Origin of the sequence: Bacillus sp. NTK074B, assembly GCF_017303375.1 — a bacterium.
Lineage (GTDB): Bacteria > Bacillota > Bacilli > Bacillales > Bacillaceae_B > Rossellomorea.
The window spans coordinates 1-24,241 of the sequence record NZ_JAFKOH010000004.1 but is presented as its reverse complement, the minus strand read 5'-3'; the positions used below and the strand labels follow the sequence as shown (position 1 = coordinate 24,241).

The 24,241-nt window shown below is 46.5% G+C and carries 26 protein-coding genes and 1 pseudogene; 16 read left to right on the top strand and 11 right to left on the bottom strand.

Features of this window, described 5'->3' with window-relative positions; genetic code table 11:
* The first annotated feature begins 307 nt into the window (after positions 1 to 307).
* The 5 genes from JI667_RS08175 (at position 308) to JI667_RS08155 (ending at position 4,478) form a co-directional block, all read left to right on the top strand.
* Positions 308 to 1,807: a malate:quinone oxidoreductase gene (locus JI667_RS08175; protein ID WP_206851927.1), complete on the top strand. Its 1,500-nt coding sequence runs from the start codon at positions 308 to 310 to the stop codon at positions 1,805 to 1,807.
* Positions 1,808 to 1,871: 64 nt separating this feature from the next.
* Complete coding sequence (locus tag JI667_RS08170) at positions 1,872 to 2,723, top strand: hypothetical protein (RefSeq protein WP_206851926.1); 852 nt, start codon at positions 1,872 to 1,874, stop codon at positions 2,721 to 2,723.
* Positions 2,705 to 2,881, top strand: coding sequence for a hypothetical protein (locus JI667_RS08165; protein ID WP_206851925.1), 177 nt, complete (start codon positions 2,705 to 2,707; stop codon positions 2,879 to 2,881). The genes JI667_RS08170 and JI667_RS08165 overlap by 19 nt, the downstream gene beginning before the upstream one ends.
* Positions 2,882 to 2,936: 55 nt before the next feature.
* Positions 2,937 to 3,668 carry a DUF5694 domain-containing protein gene (locus tag JI667_RS08160; protein ID WP_206851924.1) on the top strand — a complete coding sequence of 244 codons (732 nt, stop codon included), beginning with the start codon at positions 2,937 to 2,939 and terminating at the stop codon, positions 3,666 to 3,668.
* A gap of 57 nt (positions 3,669 to 3,725) precedes the next feature.
* On the top strand, positions 3,726 to 4,478 hold the full coding sequence (locus JI667_RS08155; protein WP_206851923.1) for an alpha/beta fold hydrolase: 753 nt from the start codon (positions 3,726 to 3,728) through the stop codon (positions 4,476 to 4,478).
* Between the two features lie 24 nt (positions 4,479 to 4,502).
* Here JI667_RS08155 and amyS read toward each other — a convergent pair whose 3' ends face one another.
* Positions 4,503 to 6,041, bottom strand: coding sequence for an alpha-amylase (amyS, locus tag JI667_RS08150; protein WP_206851922.1), 1,539 nt, complete (start codon positions 6,039 to 6,041; stop codon positions 4,503 to 4,505).
* Positions 6,042 to 6,207: 166 nt separating this feature from the next.
* On the opposite strand from amyS, the gene JI667_RS08145 reads away from it, so the two are divergent.
* Positions 6,208 to 6,393, top strand: coding sequence for a DUF4177 domain-containing protein (locus tag JI667_RS08145; RefSeq protein ID WP_206851921.1), 186 nt, complete (start codon positions 6,208 to 6,210; stop codon positions 6,391 to 6,393).
* A 47-nt stretch (positions 6,394 to 6,440) separates the two neighbouring features.
* Here JI667_RS08145 and nagZ read toward each other — a convergent pair whose 3' ends face one another.
* The 3 genes from nagZ to JI667_RS08130 all read right to left on the bottom strand — a co-directional run bounded on the left by nagZ (position 6,441) and on the right by JI667_RS08130 (position 8,958).
* On the bottom strand, positions 6,441 to 7,637 hold the full coding sequence (gene nagZ / locus JI667_RS08140) for a beta-N-acetylhexosaminidase (protein ID WP_206851919.1): 1,197 nt from the start codon (positions 7,635 to 7,637) through the stop codon (positions 6,441 to 6,443).
* A 260-nt stretch (positions 7,638 to 7,897) separates the two neighbouring features.
* Complete coding sequence (locus tag JI667_RS08135; RefSeq protein ID WP_206851917.1) at positions 7,898 to 8,590, bottom strand: LrgB family protein; 693 nt, start codon at positions 8,588 to 8,590, stop codon at positions 7,898 to 7,900.
* Positions 8,575 to 8,958 (bottom strand): CidA/LrgA family holin-like protein, encoded by a 384-nt coding sequence (locus JI667_RS08130; protein WP_206851916.1) that lies wholly within the window; start codon positions 8,956 to 8,958, stop codon positions 8,575 to 8,577. Before JI667_RS08130 ends, JI667_RS08135 begins: the two co-directional genes overlap by 16 nt.
* A gap of 145 nt (positions 8,959 to 9,103) precedes the next feature.
* Here JI667_RS08130 and JI667_RS08125 point away from each other — a divergent pair, with 145 nt between their 5' ends.
* From JI667_RS08125 to JI667_RS08115, 3 genes are all read left to right on the top strand, one after another.
* Complete coding sequence (locus tag JI667_RS08125) at positions 9,104 to 9,529, top strand: MarR family winged helix-turn-helix transcriptional regulator (RefSeq protein ID WP_206851915.1); 426 nt, start codon at positions 9,104 to 9,106, stop codon at positions 9,527 to 9,529.
* Between the two features lie 138 nt (positions 9,530 to 9,667).
* Complete coding sequence (locus tag JI667_RS08120) at positions 9,668 to 10,276, top strand: TetR/AcrR family transcriptional regulator (RefSeq protein WP_206851914.1); 609 nt, start codon at positions 9,668 to 9,670, stop codon at positions 10,274 to 10,276.
* The gene (locus tag JI667_RS08115; protein ID WP_206851913.1) at positions 10,273 to 11,547 is read left to right on the top strand and encodes an MFS transporter; all 1,275 of its coding nucleotides are present in this window, start codon (positions 10,273 to 10,275) and stop codon (positions 11,545 to 11,547) included. Before JI667_RS08120 ends, JI667_RS08115 begins: the two co-directional genes overlap by 4 nt.
* A 33-nt stretch (positions 11,548 to 11,580) precedes the next feature.
* Here the strand turns inward: JI667_RS08115 and JI667_RS08110 are convergent, their stop codons facing one another.
* From JI667_RS08110 to JI667_RS08095, 4 genes are all read right to left on the bottom strand, one after another.
* Positions 11,581 to 12,342, bottom strand: coding sequence for a DUF3891 family protein (locus tag JI667_RS08110; RefSeq protein ID WP_206851912.1), 762 nt, complete (start codon positions 12,340 to 12,342; stop codon positions 11,581 to 11,583).
* Between the two features lie 100 nt (positions 12,343 to 12,442).
* Entirely contained in the window at positions 12,443 to 12,907 is a 465-nt protein-coding gene (locus JI667_RS08105; RefSeq protein ID WP_206851911.1) for a FixH family protein, read from the bottom strand.
* A gap of 16 nt (positions 12,908 to 12,923) precedes the next feature.
* A complete protein-coding gene (locus tag JI667_RS08100) occupies positions 12,924 to 14,255 on the bottom strand; it encodes a PepSY-associated TM helix domain-containing protein (protein WP_206851910.1) in 1,332 nt (443 codons plus the stop codon).
* 16 nt (positions 14,256 to 14,271) lie between these two features.
* Positions 14,272 to 14,841: a DeoR family transcriptional regulator gene (locus JI667_RS08095; protein WP_206851909.1), complete on the bottom strand. Its 570-nt coding sequence runs from the start codon at positions 14,839 to 14,841 to the stop codon at positions 14,272 to 14,274.
* 362 nt (positions 14,842 to 15,203) lie between these two features.
* Here JI667_RS08095 and JI667_RS08090 point away from each other — a divergent pair, with 362 nt between their 5' ends.
* The 5 genes from JI667_RS08090 (at position 15,204) to JI667_RS08070 (ending at position 19,453) form a co-directional block, all read left to right on the top strand.
* Entirely contained in the window at positions 15,204 to 15,971 is a 768-nt protein-coding gene (locus JI667_RS08090) for a 3-hydroxyacyl-CoA dehydrogenase (protein WP_206851907.1), read from the top strand.
* A gap of 293 nt (positions 15,972 to 16,264) precedes the next feature.
* A complete protein-coding gene (locus tag JI667_RS08085; protein WP_206851904.1) occupies positions 16,265 to 17,410 on the top strand; it encodes an acyl-CoA dehydrogenase family protein in 1,146 nt (381 codons plus the stop codon).
* 30 nt (positions 17,411 to 17,440) lie between these two features.
* Entirely contained in the window at positions 17,441 to 18,595 is a 1,155-nt protein-coding gene (locus tag JI667_RS08080) for a thiolase family protein (RefSeq protein ID WP_206851903.1), read from the top strand.
* 152 nt (positions 18,596 to 18,747) lie between these two features.
* Entirely contained in the window at positions 18,748 to 19,143 is a 396-nt protein-coding gene (locus JI667_RS08075; RefSeq protein ID WP_206851901.1) for a VOC family protein, read from the top strand.
* A 76-nt stretch (positions 19,144 to 19,219) separates the two neighbouring features.
* Entirely contained in the window at positions 19,220 to 19,453 is a 234-nt protein-coding gene (locus tag JI667_RS08070; RefSeq protein ID WP_206851900.1) for a DUF3953 domain-containing protein, read from the top strand.
* 38 nt (positions 19,454 to 19,491) lie between these two features.
* On the opposite strand, the gene JI667_RS08065 is transcribed toward JI667_RS08070, so the two are convergent.
* A complete protein-coding gene (locus JI667_RS08065; protein ID WP_206851895.1) occupies positions 19,492 to 20,427 on the bottom strand; it encodes a nucleoside hydrolase in 936 nt (311 codons plus the stop codon).
* A gap of 53 nt (positions 20,428 to 20,480) precedes the next feature.
* A pseudogene (locus JI667_RS08060) lies at positions 20,481 to 21,449 on the bottom strand (helix-turn-helix transcriptional regulator).
* Positions 21,450 to 21,559: 110 nt separating this feature from the next.
* Here JI667_RS08060 and JI667_RS08055 point away from each other — a divergent pair.
* The gene (locus JI667_RS08055) at positions 21,560 to 22,393 is read left to right on the top strand and encodes an SDR family NAD(P)-dependent oxidoreductase (protein ID WP_206851894.1); all 834 of its coding nucleotides are present in this window, start codon (positions 21,560 to 21,562) and stop codon (positions 22,391 to 22,393) included.
* A gap of 162 nt (positions 22,394 to 22,555) precedes the next feature.
* Positions 22,556 to 22,996, top strand: a complete 441-nt coding sequence (locus JI667_RS08050; protein WP_206851893.1) for a hypothetical protein — start codon at positions 22,556 to 22,558, stop codon at positions 22,994 to 22,996.
* Between the two features lie 40 nt (positions 22,997 to 23,036).
* Here JI667_RS08050 and JI667_RS08045 read toward each other — a convergent pair whose 3' ends face one another.
* Complete coding sequence (locus JI667_RS08045) at positions 23,037 to 23,498, bottom strand: GNAT family N-acetyltransferase (RefSeq protein ID WP_206851892.1); 462 nt, start codon at positions 23,496 to 23,498, stop codon at positions 23,037 to 23,039.
* Positions 23,499 to 24,241 lie beyond the last annotated feature (743 nt).

Below are 24,241 nucleotides of genomic sequence, written 5' to 3'. Positions count from 1 at the left end.
TCATAGACGGGCTCATACCCGAAAAATATTTTTCTGAAAAACTAATAATGGATCTCTACTGATTTAGTCGGATTTGCCTTTGGGGCGCTAGGGTTCAGAGGGGAAAAGGTTCTGCTAAACCTTTATCACCACGTGTTCTTGACACTATTTTCACTTTTGTTTTTTCGTAAAATAGTTTATAATAATCAGATAATACTAGATATTTTACCCTATGAATCATTATAATAAAAGACGGTATGATTTTTTTTGACACATGAAGGTGCTGGATTGGAAGCGCCTGCAAATATAGTGGATGAGGAAGGTTATAATGAGCAGCTTACAGAAGAAAACAGATGTTATCTTAATTGGTGCTGGTGTCATGAGTGCGACTTTAGGAGTAATGCTGAAAGAGTTGGCGCCGGAATGGGAAATCACAGTGTTTGAAAAGCTCGCGAAGCCCGGGGAAGAAAGCTCGAACGAATGGAATAATGCCGGAACCGGACATTCTGCACTATGCGAGCTCAACTATACGTCCGAAAAGCCTGATGGATCTATAGACATTACGAAAGCAATCAAGGTTAATGAACAGTTCCAACTATCAAGACAATTCTGGTCGTATCTCGTCAAACGCAATCTCATTGGTAAACCAGAGGACTTCATCATGCCGATCCCGCATATGAGCATGGTTCAAGGTGAAGAGAATGTGGAATTTCTGAAAAAACGTTTGGAAGCGCTGTCAGCGAGTCCTCTTTTCGAAGGAATGGAATTCTCCGATAATCCGGAGAAATTGAAGGAATGGATCCCTCTGATCATGGATGGCCGCGAGTCGGATGAACCAATCGGAGCGACGAAGATCGATTCAGGAACCGACGTCAACTTCGGGGCATTGACCCGCAAGTTGTTCGACCACCTGAGTGATAAAGGCGTGGAAATCAACTACAACCACAGTGTGGAAGATATTAAACGAAAATCTGACGGTTCATGGGAAGTAAAGGTCCATGACATCGACGGCATCAAGATGGAATACCATACAGCGAAGTTCGTCTTCATCGGCGGAGGAGGCGGAAGTCTTCCCTTACTTCAAAAAACCGGCATCCCTGAGTCCAAGCAGATCGGCGGATTCCCGGTATCCGGCCTCTTCATGGTATGCAACAACCCTGAAGTCATTGAAAAGCATCACGGGAAAGTGTACGGAAAAGCCAAGGTCGGTGCTCCACCGATGTCTGTTCCGCATCTTGATACCCGTTACATCGATAACAAGAAATCACTGTTGTTCGGACCATTTGCCGGCTTCTCACCGAAGTTCCTGAAGACGGGGTCGAATATGGATCTGATCACATCCGTGAAACCGAATAATCTCTTCACGATGCTTGCAGCCGGAGTAAAGGAAATGGGACTAACCAAATACCTGATCCAACAGGTGCTTCTGTCCAATGAGAAGCGCATGGAAGAATTGCGCGAATTCATCCCGAACGCTAAGAGCGAAGATTGGGATATCGTCGTAGCCGGCCAGCGTGTTCAGGTCATCAAGGACACCGAGGCAGGCAAGGGAACCCTTCAGTTCGGTACAGAAGTGGTGAGCGCGGCCGATGGTTCCGTAGCTGCATTACTGGGTGCGTCACCGGGTGCCTCTACAGCCGTTCACGTCATGCTTGAAGTACTGGATAAATGCTTCCCGCAGCACATGAAAGAGTGGGAGCCGAAGATTAAGGAAATGATCCCTTCCTATGGAGTGGCATTAGGAGAAAACCCTGAGCTTTTCAGGGAAATCCATACGTCGACTGCGAAGGCATTGGGTTTGAGGGATAAAGAGGTAGCGTATAGCTAAGTGAATAAGGAGGAATGCCCTGTGGATCCAGGGCATTTTTTATATACAGAATGGGGGGATTGGGGTGAATACCAATCTTATTATCGTCGAGGGTATACCTGGTTCAGGTAAGTCGACAACGGCTAACTTTATGAAAGAGCATTTGGAGAAAGAAGGGATCAAGGTTAAGCTCTATCAGGAAGGAGACAGCAGTCATCCTGCTGATTATGAATCGACCGCTTGTCTAAATGAAGAGCAGTTTCACGATATTCTTGCAAGGTTTCCAGAAAGTCGGGACGCCATTCAAGAATATACGGTGAAAAGAGAGAGTCGGTTCTTTATACAATATCGAAACCTTACTAACGCGGACTCCTCACTTATTGAAAACTTAGCTGCTCATGATGTCTATGAATTAGATCTGGACAAGTATGAAGACGTCTCTTACAACTATTGGAGAGAGTTCATCGAACATACGAATTTCTCTGATGAAGTATACATATTTGAATGCTGTTTCCTGCAAAATCCGTTTACCAAATTTATCGCCATGCACAATGCAGCGCCGTTTAGGCTCGAAAGCCACATAAAGAAAATCAGCTCGTTGATCTCACCTGTGAATCCTCTGCTGATCTATCTTTACCAGGAAAACGTCGATCAATCGTTCAACCATGTCTATGAAGAGCGCAGTCAGGAGTGGCGTCAGTTCTTCACGGATTATCATGTGAAGCAAGGCTACGGAAAAGCGAATGGGCTCGAGGGATACCAAGGGCTTGTGAAGTTTCTTAAGATGCGCAGGGATCTGGAGATGGGGATTCTTGAGGACTTGCCGGTTAAGCATCTGCTGATTGAGAATGGGGAAAAAGACTGGGAAGTATATTATGAAAAAATGAAGGAAGCGATCAGATATTCGGAGGGAAAGAATTGTTTTTATTATTTCTAATCATCACAGCCTCCATCATTGGATTTTTATTGATCCCATTACATGTATTCGGCCTGGCCATCGGTTTTGGGATCATTACGGGTTGTTTGGTGAGAGGGTTATACCTTTTGCATGAGATTAATAGGAAGTTAGATAAACAGAACAGTGAAGGACAGTAGGCGGCTCGGGTGGGGTCGTCAAAAAAAGAATCGTGAAGGGATGGGGTTCGTCAAAATGGATTCAAAACCGAAAGTGATGGTCCTGGGAACATTTCATATGCGCTATACACCAGATCTTCACCGTGTGGAGCTTGATGATGTTTTGTTACATGATAGACAAAGAGAAATCAAGGAAGTCGTGAACAGTTTGAAAGAGTTCAATCCTACTAAGATCGCATTGGAAGTGGAGAAGGACAAGAATGAATGCCTTAATGAAGAGTTCCGCAAATATCTAAACGAAGACTTGGCATTGGAAGTGGATGAAATTCATCAGATTGGATTTCGACTGGCATCTGAGCTGAATCATAATAAACTATTTGCCGTTGATTGGATGGACAATGTAGGCAATCTTGGATTGGGGCAGGTCATGGAGTGGGCGAAGGAAGAGCAGCCGCAAATGTATCAACACATCGATGATACATATCGTAAGAAGTTACAATTAAATATGGCACCCAATATTTATGAAATGGTCAAACAAAGTAATTCGAAGGCGAGAATCAAACTCGATCACGAAATGTATATGGCAATAGCCCGTATTGGCAGGGAAACCAGCTATATTGGAATCGATTGGGTGAGATGGTGGTACCAACGGAATTTAATCATCTACTCGAACCTCGCTGAAATCAGTACGTTGCCTGATGACCGCACACTGTTGATTATCGGGTCGGGACATGTGCACCTGGTAACCCAGTTTCTGAAGGAGAGTGGGTTGGTGGACGTGGTTTCGCCAAATGAGTATTTTCGATAAAGAGGTATACTTCCAGAATTTAAAAAAGATAAAAAGCGAAGAGAGGACTCAGGAAAAATGACGAAAGAAGCACTTGTACCGGTGAACGATTTCAAATTATACGCCAAACGGATAGGGAAGAAAAACGGTAAACCCACTGTGGTGATGGATGCCGGATACGGCGATTATTCCAAAGCGTGGAATCCGGTGATCGGGGAGTTATCGGTAATATCAGAAGTACTGGTATATGACCGCGCCGGACTAGGGAAAAGCGGGAAGAGTCCAAATCGGAGGACGAGCCGCGAGATGGTAAGAGAGCTGAAGGAATTGTTGTGTGGCTTGAATATCAAGCCTCCTTACATATTGGTCGGTCACTCTTTCGGAGGAGTGAATGTGAGTGTATACGCTCATGAATATCCGGAAGAGGTCGCGGGTTTGGTGCTGGTTGACTCAACTCCGGTGGATTATAGGGAACGTTTCCTTCCTACGATGCCAAGCGATTTCCAGAAAGCCTATCACAGGCAATTTGTTCGTGAAGGCAATTACGATGAATTCATGGAAAGCCTGGGGCAGTTAAAAGAATATAGGGAGACTCTAAGTATGCCGGTAATCGTGCTATCCGCTGGTAAAAAAGATCATTATTCTGAAGTGTCCCAGAATTTGTGGAATGATATGCAGAGGGAGCTGGCACTGATTTCTTCTAGGGGTGAATATGTGCCTGCGAAGAATAGTGCGCATTATATACAAAGGGATGAACCAAATGTGGTGATAAGGGTAGTTGCAAGATTGCTTGAGCTTTATCAGGTTGAAACCACAAAAGAACATCACTAGCAATGTTCTCTTGTGGATAGTGCGCTACTGTTGCACGTAAACAGAAACAGAACCGCCATTTACACTGAAATTACCCCACCCGTCATGATTGATCGTCACTTTGGAAGTCGAGTTGCCGGTAAGATCATACCACGTTTCTCCCGAGTTTTTGGTACCTACATACATCCATTTGTTTCCACCCTGACCGTCGGTGATGAGGGTAGCAAGACCGGATTTCATGTGCTCACTATCTCCTTCCCTTGTCCAGCCTATGATATCGGGATGGTCGATGTAGTCTTTTTGTGTTCCATAAGCATAGTCTTTTCTGGCTCGGAGAAGCGGATCCAATTTTGACTTTTGCGGCGGGATTTCATAAGTAGAGTTTCCTTTAGTGCCGTAATAATCTCCGTAGAATAGTGTAGGGTACCCACTGGATCTAGTCAGGATAAATGCATAGGCAAGTGGCTTAAACCAATCCATTACGGTTGACTCCAATGCCTGTCCCGGCTGTGAATCATGATTGTCCACGATAGTGACGGCTTTAGTAGGATTAGAAGCGACCAATGTTCCGTTCAGGATGGTTCTCATATCGAAGTACCCGCCACCTTTTGAGGCATCGTAGAAATTGTAGTGGAGTGGGACATCGAAAGCAGATTGAGAATACCCTGTTTTGGAAAGATAGTTTTGAATAGCCCCTAAATCATCCTTCCAGAATTCTGCAACGGTGAACATTTCTTTATTCGTATTACTTCTAACACTTGAAATCCAATCCTGAAGAAAAGAGTATTTGATATGCTTAACGGCATCGAGACGGAATCCGTCCAGGTTTAATTCATTCGCATACCATGTTCCCCAGGTTTTCATTTCCTGAACAACCTCTGGATGATTGTAGTCAACATCAGCATACATTAAATAGTCATAATTTCCATTCTCGGATGAAACCTCCCAATCCCATGTTTTACCGTCGCCTCTAAACTTATAGATTCTGCTCAGACTACGGGACTGATCCCAATCTGTCCCATCAAAGTGGTACCATTGCCATTTAAAGTTGGAATACATATTGTTGCGCCCCGGAAAGTTAAAGCCGGTCCATGCCTGGATTTGATACTCACCTGATGTTTCGTTATTCCGATTGTTAGGATCGACTTCTACTGCCGTAACATTTTGAGTATAATCTGCACCGCCTTTATGATTCATCACCACGTCCCCATAAACCTGGATATCGTTTTGATGAAGGGAACTGATCGCATTTTTTAACTGTTGCTTTGTACCATATTTAGTACGTACGGTTCCCTTTTGATTGAATTCCCCGAGATCATATAGATCGTAAGCTCCGTATCCGACATCATTCTGGGAAGTCCCCTTATATGCGGGTGGAATCCAGACGGCGGTAATTCCAGCATTTTTTAAACTTCCAGCATCCGTATTGAGCTTGTTCCAATGATTCCCGTCATTTGGCAGGTACCACTCGAAATACTGCATCATGGTCCCATTTGTGTAAGCGTTTGCACTAACGTTCAAAAAGGGGCCACATACTAACATCAGCGCAAGTACCGTGGACGTGACTTTCATCGTTAATTTCATTTAATCATTCTCCTTCCTTAATATGAAAACGTTTGCATTCATAAATATAGCAAAAATAGAATTTTCTGAAAATAGTTCTTTAGTTATAAAATTCAATACAGCAAAGATAAATGAAACTACCGGGGTGGCATGATCGTATAGTAAGTAAACACACGGAGGTGCAACCATGTATGAATATACATACGTCCAAACCAGTTTAGGCGGTTTTTTCACCGAGCCGAAGCACAGGGAAATCATCGAGGAGTATGCTGCTGAAGGATGGCGGCTCGTCCAGGTGCTTCCCCTCAAGTACAACGGGCACGGAAAGCCGACAGATTATGAGATCATCTTTGAAAGACTGCTGTCTGAATGAACAGATAAAGCGGATTTCTTCAAAAGAGAAATCCGCTTTGTTTTTTATTATTGGAGCTTTTTATTCACTGATTCAATCTCTTGATTCAGTTCCGTGAGGTCGACCTCATCAATTTGGGTATCTTCCAGATGGTAGGTTTGTTTCAATTGAATGATTCTCTTGACGCTTTCGTCAATTCGTTCTTCGGATATTTCTCCTTTTTTCACTGCTGATTTCAGCGCCACAATCGCCGCTTCGGCTTTACGGGCGTCATGGGCGATGAGGACCAGGTCGCTGCCGGCTTTGACGGTTTGCACTGCTGCTTCTCCCATTCCGTAGTTGTCCGTAATGGCTTTCATCGTCATATCATCGGTGATGACGACCCCATGATAGTTTAGTTTTTTTCGTAAAAGACCGGTCACGATTGCCTTCGATAAGGAGGACGGATACGTGTCATCAAACTTGGGAAGCAGAATATGTGCCACCATGATAAGGTCGGCTCCATCATTGATGGCTCGCTTGAATGGAACCAGTTCCATGGATTCCAGTTCCTGAAGGCTCTTGTTGACAACGGGAAGGGCAAGATGTGAATCCACGGAAGTATCACCGTGACCAGGGAAATGCTTAATTGATGACAGAATGTTTTCTGATTGAATCCCTTTCATTGTCTGAACCCCTAATTCGCTGACGATATCAGGATCCGGGCTGAAGGACCGGTCGCCGATGATCGGATTATCAGGGTTGCTGTTTACGTCAAGCACTGGGGCGAAGTTCAGATTGAATCCGAACTCTTTCAGTTCCTTACCGAGAAGGGTCCCCACTTCGTAGGACACGTCAGGATTATTCGTCTCTCCGATTTTTTGATTGGTAGGGAAGTCCGAGAGTCCTCCAGGCAGCCTAGTTACATTCCCACCTTCCTGGTCTACGCTCAAAAGGAGAGGAAGGGGATTTTCTTTGTTGGCTTCCTTCATGTCATTCAGGAATTGAATGGTTTGATCGGGTTCCTGCAAATGATCAGTGAAGAAGATGAATCCCCCGACTTTATGCTTCTGGATTAAATTCTTCGTCGGTTCATCCATTTGGGTGCCATTGACGCCGGCTACAAGCATCTGACCAATTTTTTCGTCGAGGGTCATGTCGGAAATCAGGGAATGGGCGTCACCTTCCCGGTTTTTACCCCCGATCGGATTGATGGTGAAATACGACAGAATGATTACTAAGATCATAATGATCAAAAGGGAATAGCCAATTTTGATTTTTGACATATCGTTGGTCCTTTCAATGTTTGATACTTGGTATCATTCTGTTCGTTACTGCTGTTGCGTAAACGGAAAAGTACAAAAAGACCCGTGTGGGTCTTTTTGTACGATTGGGTGTATGGATTATTGTTTCCATACATGTGAACCTCTTATAGGAGATGTTTTTCTTCCTTTATGATCCGGATATCCATTATTTAATTCTCATTTCAGGTATTTCATCCGGTTTGTCCAACAACCTTTACGCGCGTCTACTCGTAGCATCATCCTCAAACGTGAAATACCCACACCACAATCGGACCAACCACTGAACCAAGAAGGGCGCTCAACGTCATGGACACCGAGCTCATCGAGACGGTCAATTCCCCGTATTCCATCGCTTTCGAGGTACCAAGGGCGTGGGATGCGCTGCCGAGGGCAATTCCCTGGCCGAGTGAGCTGTGGATGCGACCCATCTTTAAGATCAGCGGCCCCAGAATAACGCCGGAGAAGCCGGCGATCATGACGAAGATCACGGTCATGGAAGGGATGCCTCCAAGACCCGATGCAATCTGAATGGCTACAGGCGTGGTGATGGACTTTGGCACAATGGACAGAATCAGGTCACGGTCGATGCCGAGTAACCGTGCAAATAAGAGTCCGCTTATCATTCCCGTCAAGAGTCCCGCGATCACACCGCCGATAATGGGGAAACGATACTTCATCAGGATCGTCCGCTGCTTATACAAGGGGTAGGCAAGGGCGACGACTGCCGGACCAAGCAGTGAGTGGATCCACTGACCGCCGATCATATAATCATCATATGAAAGATGCATACTCGCCAAAAGTCCGATAATCACAATCGTTGTGGTCAGGACAGGGATCAGCATCGGATAGGAAAATCGCTGATACACCTTCACCATGGCAAAATAAAGGAGTGAGGTGAGGGAGATAATCACGATGGCGATCAGTGCTTGCTGCATGCTTGTTCCCTTCTTTCAGATCGTTTTTCTAAATGCTGACCGGCAAAACCGGATACAGCCATGGTCACAATGGTGCTTATCACTACAATGAGAAAGAGGATGGCACCGTTCCCGGATAGAAGAGACGGGTAGTTCATGACCCCCGTCATGGCCGGGATGAATAACAACGGCAGGATGGCGAGTAAAAAGCTTGCTCCATCCTCCACGATGATCACAGGGACAATCTTTAGGGATAAGCCAATAAGAAGCAGAATCAGTCCAATGATGCTTCCGGGTACCGGGATATGAAGGAGCTGCTCAATGACGCTGCCTATAAAGGAAAAGGCATATAATATGCCGATTTGGATGAGTATACGAATGATTTTCATAAAACAGGCTCTTCTGATAAGAAGACCTTTTTTCCCACCTTTCAATGAAAACGCTTTACATCCCCCTGTATTACTTGTATGATACAACTATATACTTGTATTATACAAGTACTTGGTTCGTTGTCAATGATAAGGAGGGACATCTGTGTCCAAAGAGATCAAACGGATTGAATATGAATTGACCAGTCTTATTAGAAAGGCGGTTTTCAGGGATCAATCTGAACGGAAAATCGGGATATTGGAGCGGTCGGCTTATTTGTTGATGAGGCAGCTCGATGAACATGGGCCCTCACGATTAAAGGAACTTGCACAAGCGTTTCAACTAGATATTTCGACGTTATCAAGACAAGCGGCCGCCCTTGAATCGAAGAAGCTCATCCAGCGGTTTTCCGATCCAAGTGACGGACGCGTAAGCTTATTTGATCTGACGGTGCTCGGGAAAGAAAAGCTTGCCGACGATAGCCGGATGAGGCTCCAGTGGTATGAGGGACTGCTGGAAGGCTGGTCAGATGAGGAGAAGGAAATGTTCGGGGAACTTCTGGTCCGAATGAACGGGGCGTTTGATGAATGAAAAGGTTTGCTTTCTCGTGTCTGGGTACATGAGAAAGCAACCCTTTTTTTGTCGAAAAATAATCATTAACCATGGAAATATCTAACAGTAAAATAAAGATTGATTAATCAATCAATTTTAAAAAAGGGGGGGAACATCATGTCTCGTGAGGAAAAGATGATGAAAAAGAGAGCGGCCATCCTTGGAGCAGCCGTCAAACTATACAGCGAAAATGGATTTGCCGAGACGACCATTTCGGCCATTGCGAAGGAAGCGGGGGTCAGCTTCGGATCCGTGTTCACATACTTTGCTACAAAAGAGATCCTCTTTGAAGCAGCAATTATTGAGCCACTGGAGGAGATCAAGCCTTATTTCATTGAGATTGAGGAACGATATAGTGGCACCCCCATGGAGATGGTCAGTGAAATGATTGACTGCCAGCTGGATGTATTTGCAAGGAAAAAGGATTTCCTGCGCCTCTCCCAGCAGGTATTGGCGAGGCCGGACAGGTATCCCGTGCTGTTTGCGGAGCTGAGTGCCTTTGTCGATGTGTTTACAGAACGCATTTATCCTGTTATTGAAAGAGGACAGAAGGAGGGATGCTTCTATGGAGGGTCGCCGGTGCTGATGGCTCAATCGTATATTTCCTTATTGAATGGGTTGCGACTGACCTTCATCGACGAACATACGAATCTGATCTGGAGTAATATGAAACTACAGGCCCTGCGGCTATTCGGTCCTGTGACGGAAGGGTGGGATGTGTCATGAGAATCCGCGATATTCATCCCAACCTGAAGCTGCGGCTTGCCATGCAGTTCCTCGGTGGACTTGTATCCATGGCCGTCATTCCGTTCATGGCCATCTATTTCGCCCAGAAGATCGGGGCCACCCAAACCGGGATCATCTTAGTCCTGATTGTCATCAGCGGAATCATCGGCGGCTTTATTGGAGGTCATATTTCCGATAAAATCGGTCGCCGGAAGATTATGATTCTGGCTGAACTCGGCATCATGGGAACATACTTCTGCATTGCCTTTTGCAATTCACCGTGGTTCGATTTGCCATATGTAACTGCGGCGTTCTTCGTCCTTAATATGTTTGCCGGCGGAATGTTCCAGCCTGCGGCACAAGCGATGATCATCGATGTGACGGATTCAGATTCACGAAAACTCGTTTTCACCGTCAGCTACTGGCTCGGAAACCTTGCGACGGCCATCGGGGGCATCATCGGAGCGTTTCTATTTAAAGCCTATCTGTTTGAGCTGTTTCTAGGGATCACAGGAATCACCCTCCTGTCCGTCCTGATCACCATCTTCTTCATCTCAGAAACCTACACACCTGAACCTGCCGCCACTGAAACCAATTCTTCATCCAACAGAATGGTTCAAAGCTATTCAACCGTATTAAAGGATAAATTATTTATGATGTATATCCTCGGTGCCGTTTTCATTTTCACCCTGGAGCAATCCCTGACCAATTATGTGGGGATTCGTCTCGAGAGGGATATCCCTGAGCAGCAGGTTTCTCTCTTAGGCTTTGACTTCATGCTTGACGGTACGCGGATGCTCGGATTCCTGAGAACGGAGAATACGATCATCGTCGTGCTCTTATCCGCCGTCGTTTTATTTCTGTTCAAAAAGTGGAGTGACCGCTGGACGCTTGTGACGGGAATGTTCATCTTTTCCGTTTGTTTCAGCGCCTTTGCTTTCACGAGTAATATTGTATTCCTCTTTATCCTTGGTTTTGTCGGAACGTTCGGGGAGCTCATGTATGTGCCGATCAAGCAGGCGATGATCGGGGACCTGGCTCCGTCCAACGCCCGCAGTACGTATATGGCCTTCTACAGCCTGACCTTTTATGGAGCCATGATCATTGCATCCCTTCTTATCATCGTAGGGGAATGGGTGAGTCCAATGATGATGGGAGGCATCCTGTTGGTCCTCGGGATGACAGGGACTATCATGTATCATATGATTATGAAAACATTGGAAGCGAAAGCGGTGCCGGAAGTGGAAGTGAAGGCATCGGTTTCTTCTTGATAACGAGTGAAGACCCTGATGGCAGGGTCTTCTTTATTTTCTGATGAAAATCGTATGTTTCTCCAATCGGCTCTCCTTATAGGCCTCTGCGATGCCCATCTTCCGGATCGCCGTCTTGTCCACTATTTTATAAGGCAGGGTTACTTGAAAATCCGTTTCAAAAGGATAATCCTCCAACGTCACCTCATGCTCATTCACCCATCTGGCTTTTAGCTTTTGATTCCCGGAATGAAAGCCTTCCGTATTCTTAAATCCGTCCTTGAACCACGGGTGCTCGTTTTCTTTCTCCAATCCCGGCTCGTTCAGGCAAAAGTAGAGTGATAGATTATCTGAAAGTTGAAGGAGCTGAAAGTGCTGGATGAGCAGTTCTTCATCGAGCTCCGGCAGATGTTTTCGGATAGTCTTCTGCCTTGATGCTTCATCTTGCAAAAATTGCAGGCAGTGCGGATCCTTCGATTTGGCAAAAAAGGAGCAGAAATGGAGACTGCACAGGAGTGCCGCATAGAGATTGATCGCCTCGATTTCATCCACACCCATTTTATAGAATGCAAGTTTCGGGAGAAGGGGATAATCTGAGAAGGTGAAGGGTATCTGCTTTTCGTCGTTCCAGATTGGCGTGTGGTCGAGTCCGATCCAGCTCCGGTCATGCTGATGGGCTGCGTATACGACATCATCGAAGAGGTCATCTGCTTTTAATAGATTCTTATTGACATGTTTGATCGTTTCGCCGGATACATAGGCGTGGTCATGTTGTTTGATCATAAGGAAAGAGTCTTTGGTTTCTCGGATAATCATAGAAATTACATCCCCTTTTTATGACCATTATAGCAAACTGGACATCTCCTATTCTGTCCAAAAAAGATCGAAAGCAGCGTGGGCTTTCGATCTTTAAACATTAATGGTGCTGACTGTGCTCTTCACTTTCAGCCGGAGCTTGATCATTCAAGGCTTCGACGTCTGCTTTGGATAATTTCCCTACTGCAAAGGGCAAGGTCGGCATAATGGCTGAACCGTTGTTTGCCGCGTGGACTTTAATGTAATACAAGCCATCTTCACTCAAATTCTTATGGAACGTGTAGACTCCATCTCCTGCATTGTCGGCTTCTTCCATATCATCGTGGAAGGAACCGTCCCCTTTCCAGATTTCCACATGAACATAGTCGGCATCAGCGACTTTCTTGTTGTCCTGTGTGATTTGGATCTTGATTGGATCATGTCCGGAAAAATTGTCAGGCATCGTAATATCCGCCTGAAGAGGCGCTTCCCGATGGTACAATTCCGCTGCATCTTCCTTCGGGGCGCAGGCACCGAGTAGCGTGCAAAAAATGAGGATACTACCATATTTTAAGATTGTTTTCATATCGCATCGTCCTTTCTTATGCCGCACCGAAGAATTTTTTCGTAGCAGGGATTTTTTTGATCAACAACCGGTCAAGAAAGAGAACGACAATCAAGGAAGCCCCGACAAGTGGGAAAAGGATCCCGAGTGCAATCATGACGAGCAGGAAGTACTTCATCTTCAGGATGCCTGGTGATTTCGGTGCCCCCATTTCTTTTTTTGGTTTCCGTTTAAGCCACAGATAGAATCCGCTTACTGCCACAAGCATGATGCCAAGGCAGATGAGCAGGCTGATCAGCTGATTGATGAACCCGAACTGTGTACCTGTATGGAGGGTGATCCCCATGGCGACGATTTTCCCGCCGATCCCGTAGTGATTGAATCGGTAATCAGCAAGTACGGCTCCTGTATACTGATCGATGTGCATCGTGACTTCATTCTGAGCTTTCGCAGGGAAAGCGGATAATGTATAGACTCCGTTTTTATCCTGTGGGATGTAGACTTTATAGCTCGGATCGATGCCTTCTCTTTCAGCAATGTTGACGATATCGTTCAATGATAGTGGTGTATACCCTTCAAGGGCCGATACAGGGACTTCGAGGTTCTCCGCTGCCCAAGGGACGTCGGCGATTTCCTTTGTTTGGACGACGGACTGTGGAGCTTCCCCACTCCAGATGGACGGGGGATATCCGGCTCCTGCGTTCGTCATGAGATTCTGGAAATTGGCTCCCCAGAAGCCGGACCAAGGCAGACCTGTCATGATCAGGAACAGCATTCCCGCTGTGACCCAGAAAGCCGGTACGGCGTGAAGATCCCTTCTGAAGATCTTCTTTCCTTTATTGAAGCGGGGAAGGAACACGCCTGATAGCTTGTCTTTCTTACGGGGGAACCATAGGAATAATCCTGTGATAATCAGGACGACAGCCCAGCAGGCGACAAGTTCGACAATGCGGTCGCCGATGGTACCTGCCATCAGCTCCCCGTGGATTTCTTCGACTTTATTCATGATCCGGTCCTCAGGCTTCAATTCACCCAGTGACTTTCCTGTGTAAGGATTCAAGAAGACCGTCCTAGAACCTTCATCTGTACTGATGCCGATTTCACTGGAACGGTCGGCACTTTCCCCGGGGCGGAAGCTTGTGATCTGTGCATTAGGATGAAGCGTTTTCACTTTGTCGATGAGTTCGGTTGCTGGAAGCTTTTCACCCTGTGGATTGACTTCGTAGTATTTTTGATAGAGATTCTGTTCGATCTGGGGCTTGAAAAGGTAAATCGATCCCGTTACAGCGAGGATCAATAGAAACGGGGCGATAATGAGGCCCGCATAGAAGTGCCATCTCCAAATCGTTTGATATGATTTCTTTTCCATCGTTTTTCCTCTTTTCTTAGTCGTGGCAGCAGCCCGATCCTTGCATGTCTTTAGAGATCGCCGTGATGGCTTGTTGAAGATTGTGGAGTTTCCCTCCGAATCCGGTCTGGAATTGTTCGCCCTGCTTTCTGGATTCAAAGGCGATGACCTGTGGCTGACAGCAGTTCAAGTTCAGGTCTGCATCAATCAGGTAAGTGGCCGTCTTTCCGCTGATGGTCATATCCGTCAGGAAATCCCGGCAGAGGATCTGCATGACTTCTTCCTGGATGTCTTCGTAACGAAGTAATCCACAGTGCGGACAGCAGGTAAGTTCAATGGTGTGATCCTTCTTTATAAGTTGAACGGATCTTCTGGAGGTCGTCGGTTTCAGACAATACATACAGGAATCAGCTGGGAGGCTGTGAGATTCCATCGTCGAAATACCGTTGGAAGTCTTGCAGATTTTATTGGCATCCATCAGAGGTTTTAGATCCCGATAGATGGTCATTTCCGATACATCAAGGCGGGAGCTGATATCAGATACACGAAGTGTTCCTTCTTCCTTCAGCCAAGTTAAAATCTGTTCTTGTCGATCAATCGGCAGCATCGTAATCACCCTTTCCGCTTTCGTTTACCAACTAAATAATAGATAAGCATGGGGCAACGTTCAATAGATTGCTTGTGAAAAAAAGTGAAAAAATGATGATATGTAACACAATGTACAAAGAAACTTCTCAATTTCCACACAATTAGCATGTGAATCTTTGTGGAAATTGAGAAAGAATCAGTCAGTTAACGGGATGATTGCCTAGTTGGATCACGTGGGTTCCAATTTTTTTATCATCCTTAGATGTTCAGTATCTTCTTTTACGGTCTAAGATGGTACTCTACTAGTAAAGGCTGTTTTAAATAGGCCTACTAGGCTTCTTAGATGGATAAAGTGAATAGAGTAAAAGGGAGGGCATGAAAATGAAAATCAATGAGTCCATTGCCATTGTAACAGGTGGCGCTTCAGGCTTGGGGGAAGCGACAGTGAAGAAGATCATCCAGGGAGGAGGAAAAGCGGCTATATTGGATGTATCGGATGAAAGAGGCAGGTTCCTTGTGGATGAGCTGGGGGATCAAAGTATGTTTATCCACACGGATGTCACAGAAGAGGAGGACGTGACCAATGCCATTCAAAAAGCAGTGGGAGGTTTCGGCTCGATCAATACTGTCGTCAATTGTGCAGGCATCGGACCAGCCTCCAAACTGCTATCCAGGAAGGGAATTCATTCCCTCGACATGTTTTCCAAGGTGATCTCCATTAACCTGATCGGTACATTCAATGTCATTCGTTTGGCCACGGAACACATGGCAACCAACGAACCGAACGAGTTAGGGGAGAGAGGTGTCATCATCAATACGGCATCAATAGCGGCATTTGAAGGCCAGATTGGACAGGCAGCCTACAGTGCTTCAAAAGGTGGCATCGTTGGGATGACCCTCCCGATCGCAAGGGAGCTTGCATCGTACGGCATCCGGATGATGACGATTGCACCCGGTTTGTTCCATACGCCGATGTTTGAATCGTTACCTGAGGAAGCGGTTGAATCGCTTGGGAAAATGGTTCCATTCCCTAAGCGACTTGGACACCCTGATGAATATGCCCAGCTGGTGGGAATGATCCTGACGAACCCGATGCTGAACGGAGAAACGATCCGACTTGATGGGGGAATCCGCATGCAGCCGAGGTAGGGGGAAGATACCTCACTCCTTAATGTGATCTAAAATAAGTGAAAAATCGATTCCGTCAGGTCAAAGAGGAAGTGACCCGGGATTCCGAATAGATTATAATGGGAATACAAGACTGAATTTTCAGAATCAACACAGTGTGGGGTTTGTAACTGGGAGTAAATCAGATACAGTACTTATATGCAAATACCTAACTATGAACACCTTTCTTTAAATAAAGTTTTATTACAGGAAGCTATGCCAAGAATGGGTGTCTCCTAAAATCAACATGCACGATTCATAGAGGAGAGGGTACGATGAAACATCTTTATTTAACAGATGATCATGACATGTTCAGGAGGTCATTACGGAAGTTTTTAGAAAAGGTTGCGTATCCCCGCTATGATCAGTGGGAGGAGGATCGAATGATTCCCCGTTCCTTCTGGAGGGAAATGGGGAAGCAGGGCTATCTCTGTCCGGATATTGAAGAACGATATGGTGGGAGCGGTGTAGACTGGGGATTCTCTGTCATCATCAATGAAGAGATTGAGAGAGTCGGATCAGGGCTTGTGGGCATCGGACTTCATAATGATATTGTAGTGCCTTATATCACTGCCTATGGAACGGAAGAGCAGAAGAAACGCTGGCTTCCTAAATGTGCCACGGGCGAAATCATTACGGCCATTGCCATGACGGAGCCTGGAACAGGGTCGGATCTTGCGAATATCAAGACGACAGCGGTCCTTGATGGTGATCACTACATTGTCAATGGTGCGAAGACGTTCATTACGAATGGAATCCATTCAGATCTCATCGTGGTTGCCTGTAAAACGGACCCCAAAGCGAATCCGAAGCATAAAGGTGTCAGTCTTCTTGTAATTGAACGCGATGCTCCCGGCTTTTCACGGGGAAGGAAGCTGAAGAAAGTGGGACTGCACTGCCAGGATACGGCGGAACTCATCTTTGAAGACTGTCGCGTCCCGAAAGAAAACCTCCTCGGAGAAGAAGGCAAAGGGTTCGTTTATTTAATGGAAAAGCTGCAGCAGGAACGACTGCTCGTCGCGATTGGTGCCCAGACGGCATCGGAAGTAATACTCGAACAGACCATTGACTATGTGAAAAGCCGTGAAGCATTCGGGAAACCAGTGAGCAAATTCCAGAATACACAGTTCAAAATTGCGGAAATGGCAACAGAAATCGAAATGGGCAGGGCATTCCTTGATCAATTGATCGCCGAGCATATGGCGGGGGAGGATATCGTGACAAAGGTGTCCATGGCCAAGTGGAAGCTAACGGACAGTGCGAAGAAGATTGCGGCGGAATGCCTGCAGCTCCACGGGGGATATGGATATATGGAAGAGTACGAGATTGCGAGGAGATTCAGGGATATTCCGGTCGCGAGTATTTACGCAGGAACCAATGAAATCATGAAGACGATCATTGCGAAGAACTTAGGTTTATAGATTTTTCACTAACAGAAAGGGAGATGGAATATGCGTGAAGTGGTCATTGTAGAAGGAGTGAGAACACCCGTCGGAAGAAGGAAGGGGTTATTGAAGGATATCCGTCCTGATGATCTTGCTGCAAAGGTGCTTGAAGAGGTGGTCAAACGAGCCGGGATCGACCCTGGGCTTGTGGAGGACGTCATTCTTGGCTGCGTCTCACAATCCGGGGAACAGGCAGGGGATGTCGCCCGTGTCGCTGCCCTGATTGCAGGCTTTCCCGTTGAAGTGCCCGGTACGACCATCGACCGCCAGTGCGGGTCGAGCCAGCAGGCCGTCCATTTCGCCTCACAGGCCATATTAGCAGGGGACATGGATGTCGTGATCGCAGGGGGCGTTGAGAATATGTCAAGAGTACCAATGGGCTCCAACTATGGGGAAGCCGAGCCTTTCAGTCCGAAACTGAAAGGACGCTACGAAATTATCCACCAGGGCTTATCAGCGGAACGGATTGCCGAGAAGTATGGGTTTGGCCGCAGGGAGCTTGACGAATATTCCGCAGAAAGTCATCGCCGTGCATTGCAGGCCCAGGGGGAAGGACGTTTTAAACAGGAAATCATGCCGCTTCAAGTCACTGATGAAAATGGGGAAACCATAACGGTGACCGAGGATTCCGGTCCGAGGGAAGGGACGACTCCAGATGTTTTGGCCGGCTTGAAGACGGTCTTTAAGGAAAATGGTGTCATCCATGCAGGAAACGCGAGCCAAATCAGTGACGGGGCAGCTGTCCTTTTGTTGATGAGCCGTGATAAGGCAGAGGAACTGGGGTTGAAACCACGCTTCAAGGTTCATACCCGGGTAGTGGTCGGCTCTGACCCTACCCTGATGTTGACAGGGCCCATCCCGGCAACTGAAAAAGTGCTGAAGAAATCAGGATTGACCCTTCAGGATATCGATGTATTCGAGGTCAACGAAGCCTTTGCGTCCGTCCCGATGGCCTGGCTCAAGGAAACAGGGGCAGACCCTGAGAAACTGAATCCGAATGGGGGCGCCATCGCCCTTGGTCATCCCCTGGGCGCAAGCGGGGCACGTCTGATGCTGACCATGATGAGCGAGCTTGAACGAACGGGTGGGCGTTATGGGCTGCAGACGATGTGCGAAGGTCACGGAATGGCGAACGCGACCATCATAGAGCGTCTTCGGTAAATAGTTATAGAGGGAAGAGGAATCCGTCATGTTGAATGGAGTTTAAACGAATCGCATAATGGGCTTTTCTATGAAAAAGGAAAAAAGAAGGTTTGCTTCCCTAAACACCGAAATCTTATAATGAATGATAATTTTTTCAGGGGGTATGAACAATGGGGAGAATGGTACATTTCGAAGTACATGTGGATGATATGGAACGGGCAAAGACGTTTTATGGGGAAGTATTCGGATGGAAATTCGAGGACTGGAGTGAATACGCCGGAATGCCTTACGTCGGGGCGGTGACAGGGGATGAGAATGAAATGGGGATCAACGGTGCCTTGATGCAGCGTCAAAGTCCACCACCTGAACCGAATCAGCCGATGAACGGGTATTCCTGTACAATGGGTGTAGGAAACTATGATGAAACAGAAAAGCTCATTCTCGAACACGGCGGTAAGGTCGCCATGCCGAAGTATGCCTTACCAGGGATGGCTTGGCAGGGGTATTACATAGACACAGAAGGCAATGTGTTCGGGATTCATCAGCCGGATAAGGACGCGAAGTAGATAAAGATGTGTCTGACCTGAAATAGGGGGTCAGGCACTTTTTTTAATAGGGAACTTTAGAATTGCGGAATCAACCATGTTAGAAATAATGAGAAAAACGATCAGTATCATTGTGGCGGCAGTAGCGATCTATGGTTTGTTTTCGGACAATAACGATTTCCTTCCATTTACGATGGCGGGGTTGGCGGCTCTCATGGTGATTATGGGAGTAGAAGAATACCAGAAGAATCGGAAGTCGTATAAAGGCTATCTGTTAGTTGCTGTATCCATCTTTATGTTGTTTGTCTTTATCCAAGTTCTGATGTATTAATCACATATCTTAAAGAAAGGGATGAGGCACCCATCGCCTCATCCCTTTTTCCTTGTCATGACCTGAATGAAATCCTCTATGAATTTCTGATAATCGAGCTCAAGGTAAATGTTAATATTCTTTTCAGCCGGTTTTGAGCTGACCCTGAAATCGGCGATGGATGTACCCTGACCCAGTCCTGAGGTGAGTACTTCGACGTCCCTTCTGATGGTTTTCCCCATGTCGGGGTTCGCCATCAGGGAAAGGGTGACGACATCATGGAGGGGGGCACCGTTTATGCCGGGTATCAGCTTCTTGTAGGCGTCGATATAATAGGTCATGACGTCATCAATGATCTGGACAAGGGGGTTACCGTTCATCTCCTGGATGGTCTTGATATGTTCAAGAGTGACGATTGCCTTATTTGTTACGTTCAGAGGGGCGATATACAGATTGTCAAGATCCTTGACCACTAGCTGTGATGCAATCGGATCTCCGTAGAAGTTGGCTTCCGCTGAAGGCGTCACATTCCCAGGGACGAAAAAAGCCCCTCCCATAATATAAAATTCTTTTACATCCTTGGCGATATCTTCTCCTAACACATAAAGGGCAGCGAGTGATGTGTTCCTTCCGACATCGACGATTGTGACGTCTTCGTTTTCCTTAATAATCTTGTAGATGGTGGAAAAGTTGGTGAGTTCTCCGGCGAAGTTTTCCGGAGGCCGGATTGGTCCCAAACCGTCCTTTCCGTGGATTTCAGGGTAATAGGTCGGGATTTTTCCGGATGACGGGCTGTTGGAACCTCCGATGATCGGGATATCCGTCCTATCGGCAAGCTTGAGCAAGTAAGCGATGTTATCCGTTGCCTGTTTCTTCCCGACATTACCGTAGCTGGATACGATGCCGAGGACCTTAATATCCGGATTCAACAGGGCATATATGATGGCGACGGAATCATCAATGCCTGGATCCGCAAATAAAATGATGTTTTTCATGGGGAATTCTCCTTGATAAACGTTTCTTAAAACATATCGAAGAAAAGGGAGAATTATTCCATTCGGCGATAAAATGAAAGTATTGCCTCAGCCATTTCCAGGATCTTTTCCTTTAGGTCAGCAGGCTCCGTCACTTTCACCCCATCGGCAAACCCGAGGAGATACCCTTTCGCCTCTTCTTCCGTATCAAAGGAGAGCGTCACTGGTATCCACTCCCCACCTCTTCGTTCCCCGACTTCGAGGACCCGGGCAAACCTTCCGGTGAATGTGAGTCTGGATAATAGATGGGGCGCCACCTGGACTTTCACTTCATAAGAGGGCAGTCTTTAGATGAAGGATTGGGTGGAGGACGACCAATACTGGGCTAGATCGAAGTCTCGTGGTCTTTGGAACGCCTCGTCCAAAGTGTCTGTGTGGCGAATACGTGATACCCTGTAATTCCGAATTTCTCCGCTTTCCTTGGCAGCGATGAGGTACCAGAGATCGCCTTTGGCTACGAGGCCTAGTGGTTCCACTATTCGTTCATCCCTTTCACCGTCGGCCCGTTCGTAGGTGATCCTCAATTTGATCTCTTGAAAGACAGCCTCTTTGATGATTTGGAGGGAAGCCGTCTTGTTTTTCTGTTTTCGCCACGAGCTTGTATCGATATGGATTCGGTTCCAGACATCCTTCCCGCTCTCGCGATATGTGGATGGGAGGGAGGCCATCAGTTTATTCCTTGCTTCTTCTGTTGTATTCGTCAGACCCAGGTCCTCCAGGAGATGAACAGAAGGGGATACGAACAATGCCCGGATTTCCGATTCCTTAAGCCCTGTCAGGTCCGTGCGGTAGTCCTCAAGAAGCGACCATCCGCCTTTTTGGCCACGTTCCGCCACCACGGGAATCCCGGTCCCGCTCAGGGCATTCATATCCCGATGGATGGTCCGCTCGGAAACCTCCAGCTTCTCTGAAAGCTCCTTTGCCGTCATCCGGCCATGTGTTTGAAGGAGTAATAGAATGGATATCAAACGATCGCCTCTCATAGATCTCACCTTTTTTCTTGGATTTTCTTTTATTTAATGAAATATGACAAAGGATGTCAAGAATGTAATCGTATAATGGGGTTATCTTAGATGAAGAAAGGAATGGTTAAATGAAATCACTGACAGGAAAAGTAGCACTCGTAACGGGAGGAAGCCGGGGAGCGGGGCGTGGGATTGCCATTGAACTCGGGAAAGCAGGAGCAACCGTGTATGTGACTGGGCGCAGTACGAGAGGGAATTCGACTCAGAACTTTCCAGGTACCATTGATGACACGGCAGCCCAGATTGATGAAGCCGGTGGTACAGGGATCGCGGTACGCTGTAATCATACGGTCGATGCCGAAACGAAAGCAGTCATCGAGCAAATCCGTGAAGAGCAGGGGAAGCTTGATATTCTCATCAATAACGTATGGGGCGCACATGATATCGGCGTGAATCCAGGAGCTTTCTGGGAACAGTCTCTTGAGAATTGGGATACGATGTTCACAGCAGGCGTAAGGGCACAGCTCGCGACCAATCATTTCGCCATCCCCCTACTCCGGGAAAATAAAGGGGCACTCATCATTCATACGACTTTCTGGGATGAAGGCAGGTACACGGGACAGTTCTATTATGACTTGGCGAAAAACGCCCTCGTCCGCATGGCATACGGACTTTCCAAAGAGCTGAAAGAAGACGGGATCGCCGTCATGGCCGTATCCCCGGGATTCATGAGGACGGAGCTTGTTCTCAAGCATATGGGTGTAACGGAGGAAAACTGGCAGGAATCCGAAGACTTGAAGGTATCTGAAACCCCTCATTATGTGGGACGTGCCATCACGGCACTTGCCTTGGATCAAGCCGTGATGGAGAAGACGGGACGTGCGTTGAGGGCAGGAGATTTAGCGAAGGAATATGATTTTACGGATGTGGACGGGAGATTTGTTCCGCCGTTTACGTTATAGGAAAGTCCCTTGGGGTGGTTAAACCCAAAAGTCAGTTTTCTACTCTAACTTTTGGGGGCCATACCTGGAGGGACTTTTTTATAAGTTGGCATTCTTAATCAACCTCTATGCTGAATAAACTATTCAGGATAACTATTTTTAAAAAAGAGGGGGGAGGATGGTGTGAGAAAGGTACTGGCCATTAGCAATATCATGGCTGCAATGGCAATCCTTCTGTTTATCATCCAGCCGTTCCGTACAGCTCCGCCGACACCGAAAGTGACAACAGGGGGAGTCTCCATACCGACAACAGAAGGTTCCTACTGCTGGGACGGACTCTTTTCAAGTCAGTGTGTAGATAAGGCGTATTCAAGTGAGGCAGCAATGGCAGGAGAAAAGAAGCGAACCGTCGTGTCCCCTGGTGAGAAAATCATAGTGAAATTTCAAAAGAAACCTGAAAAGATCAATGCAGAGCGATGGATCGGAAATGAGCAGGGAGAAAGCGTGAAAGTGCAGAATCATATGATCGTCGTTCCAAAGGAAAAAGGGATTTTTGTCTATCATCTCGTCGCCCACTGGAAGCAGGGAGACGGGAGTTATTCGTTTTTGGTAGAAGTAAAGTAATGCCCAAAAACGCTTGGTTCCCCAAGCGTTTTGTCATGCCTTACAGCTTAAGCTTCAATCCTTCATGGGTTGGCTTAAAGCCCAGTCTCTCATAAAATCTCAATGCATCCGGCCTTTGTTTATCCGTCGTCAATTGAATAAGGTGGCATCCGCGTTTTTCAGCACGGGCAATCGCCCACTGGATCATCTTAGTCCCCACGCCTTCCCCTCTGACAGAAGCAGAAGTCCTGACACCTTCAATTGTCGCTCTCCAACCGCCTTGATGAGTGAGGTATGGAGTGAACGTGATTTGCTGCACCCCGACTACTTCATCTCCGGCACAAGCGACGACCAACTCATTATTGGGGTCCATATCAATCGCTTTGAATGCCTGTAGGTAGCTTTGGGAAAGGGGCTGTTCATAGCGCTCGCGCTGCTTTCCAAGTACATCATCAGCAAGCATTTCAACAATACAATCTACATCTTTTTCAGTAGCTTCCCTCAAGTGCAATTGTTTCTCCAAATGAATCCTCCTCGTAATGAAAACGTTCTTTATAGCTTCTATGCTAGCTGAAATCATTTAATAAGTTAATAACGATTATGTTATGTAAATCTATAAGGTTATCTTATGAAACTTCAAAGAGGCTGGGACATTACTATATCTATATATTCTAAAGACGAACAATAAGATCAAGTGTTACACCGCTGCCCGATTTCCGTGCAAGACTTCGCTTTCCGGGCGGAAGGCAAGTCTCCTCGTCGTTCACGCTCCTGCTCCTGCGGGGTCTTACCTATTCCGTTTTTCCGCGTCTTCGTCTTGCACTCCAATCAACAGCTAGAACCTGCTTAATGTATGGATTAAACTTTAGCACTAAAATTAAAAATCAGAACGAGTTGGATTTTTATCAAATCACTCGATCGAATTTTTCTTAATCTGAACCCCTTTTGTCCCGGCCTTCTTCCGTTTATAACCTTTCACCCCAAGGTATCCAGTTTTGATCCCCGTCATTATATAAAGGGTGAGGGTCAATGGGTGTTGAAGTGGAAGGGAGTGAAAAACATTATAACTATGAACTAACTTAATTGAAACAGGGTTTTTCACCTGAGAGGTGCCCCTCCATTTCCTATGCCCAAAACGAAGTGAATCACCAATGGAACTAGCGTGAAAACAGACTTTAGATCTTTAAAGAAGGCTGTTTTCGTAAACATTGTTGCTCCTGGATGTAGCGAGTGGCGGTTGATTTCCGCTACAGGTGCTCGCTTTCC

Bases quoted from the DNA above. Each gene is read 5' to 3' on its own strand.
- JI667_RS08160 (WP_206851924.1), top strand. From the start codon at position 2,937: ATGGATTCAAAACCGAAAGTGATGGTCCTGGGAACATTTCATATGCGC.
- JI667_RS08155 (WP_206851923.1), top strand. From the start codon at position 3,726: ATGACGAAAGAAGCACTTGTACCGGTGAACGATTTCAAATTATACGCC.
- JI667_RS08100 (WP_206851910.1), bottom strand. From the start codon at position 14,255: ATGGAAAAGAAATCATATCAAACGATTTGGAGATGGCACTTCTATGCG.
- JI667_RS08055 (WP_206851894.1), top strand. From the start codon at position 21,560: ATGAAATCACTGACAGGAAAAGTAGCACTCGTAACGGGAGGAAGCCGG.
- JI667_RS08110 (WP_206851912.1), bottom strand. From the start codon at position 12,342: ATGATTATCCGAGAAACCAAAGACTCTTTCCTTATGATCAAACAACAT.
- JI667_RS08130 (WP_206851916.1), bottom strand. From the start codon at position 8,958: ATGAAAATCATTCGTATACTCATCCAAATCGGCATATTATATGCCTTT.
- JI667_RS08135 (WP_206851917.1), bottom strand. From the start codon at position 8,590: ATGCAGCAAGCACTGATCGCCATCGTGATTATCTCCCTCACCTCACTC.
- JI667_RS08090 (WP_206851907.1), top strand. From the start codon at position 15,204: ATGAAAATCAATGAGTCCATTGCCATTGTAACAGGTGGCGCTTCAGGC.
- JI667_RS08120 (WP_206851914.1), top strand. From the start codon at position 9,668: ATGTCTCGTGAGGAAAAGATGATGAAAAAGAGAGCGGCCATCCTTGGA.
- JI667_RS08080 (WP_206851903.1), top strand. From the start codon at position 17,441: ATGCGTGAAGTGGTCATTGTAGAAGGAGTGAGAACACCCGTCGGAAGA.
- JI667_RS08115 (WP_206851913.1), top strand. From the start codon at position 10,273: ATGAGAATCCGCGATATTCATCCCAACCTGAAGCTGCGGCTTGCCATG.
- JI667_RS08095 (WP_206851909.1), bottom strand. From the start codon at position 14,841: ATGCTGCCGATTGATCGACAAGAACAGATTTTAACTTGGCTGAAGGAA.
- nagZ (WP_206851919.1), bottom strand. From the start codon at position 7,637: ATGTCAAAAATCAAAATTGGCTATTCCCTTTTGATCATTATGATCTTA.
- JI667_RS08105 (WP_206851911.1), bottom strand. From the start codon at position 12,907: ATGAAAACAATCTTAAAATATGGTAGTATCCTCATTTTTTGCACGCTA.
- JI667_RS08075 (WP_206851901.1), top strand. From the start codon at position 18,748: ATGGGGAGAATGGTACATTTCGAAGTACATGTGGATGATATGGAACGG.
- JI667_RS08145 (WP_206851921.1), top strand. From the start codon at position 6,208: ATGTATGAATATACATACGTCCAAACCAGTTTAGGCGGTTTTTTCACC.
- JI667_RS08065 (WP_206851895.1), bottom strand. From the start codon at position 20,427: ATGAAAAACATCATTTTATTTGCGGATCCAGGCATTGATGATTCCGTC.
- JI667_RS08085 (WP_206851904.1), top strand. From the start codon at position 16,265: ATGAAACATCTTTATTTAACAGATGATCATGACATGTTCAGGAGGTCA.
- amyS (WP_206851922.1), bottom strand. From the start codon at position 6,041: ATGAAATTAACGATGAAAGTCACGTCCACGGTACTTGCGCTGATGTTA.
- JI667_RS08175 (WP_206851927.1), top strand. From the start codon at position 308: ATGAGCAGCTTACAGAAGAAAACAGATGTTATCTTAATTGGTGCTGGT.
- JI667_RS08070 (WP_206851900.1), top strand. From the start codon at position 19,220: ATGTTAGAAATAATGAGAAAAACGATCAGTATCATTGTGGCGGCAGTA.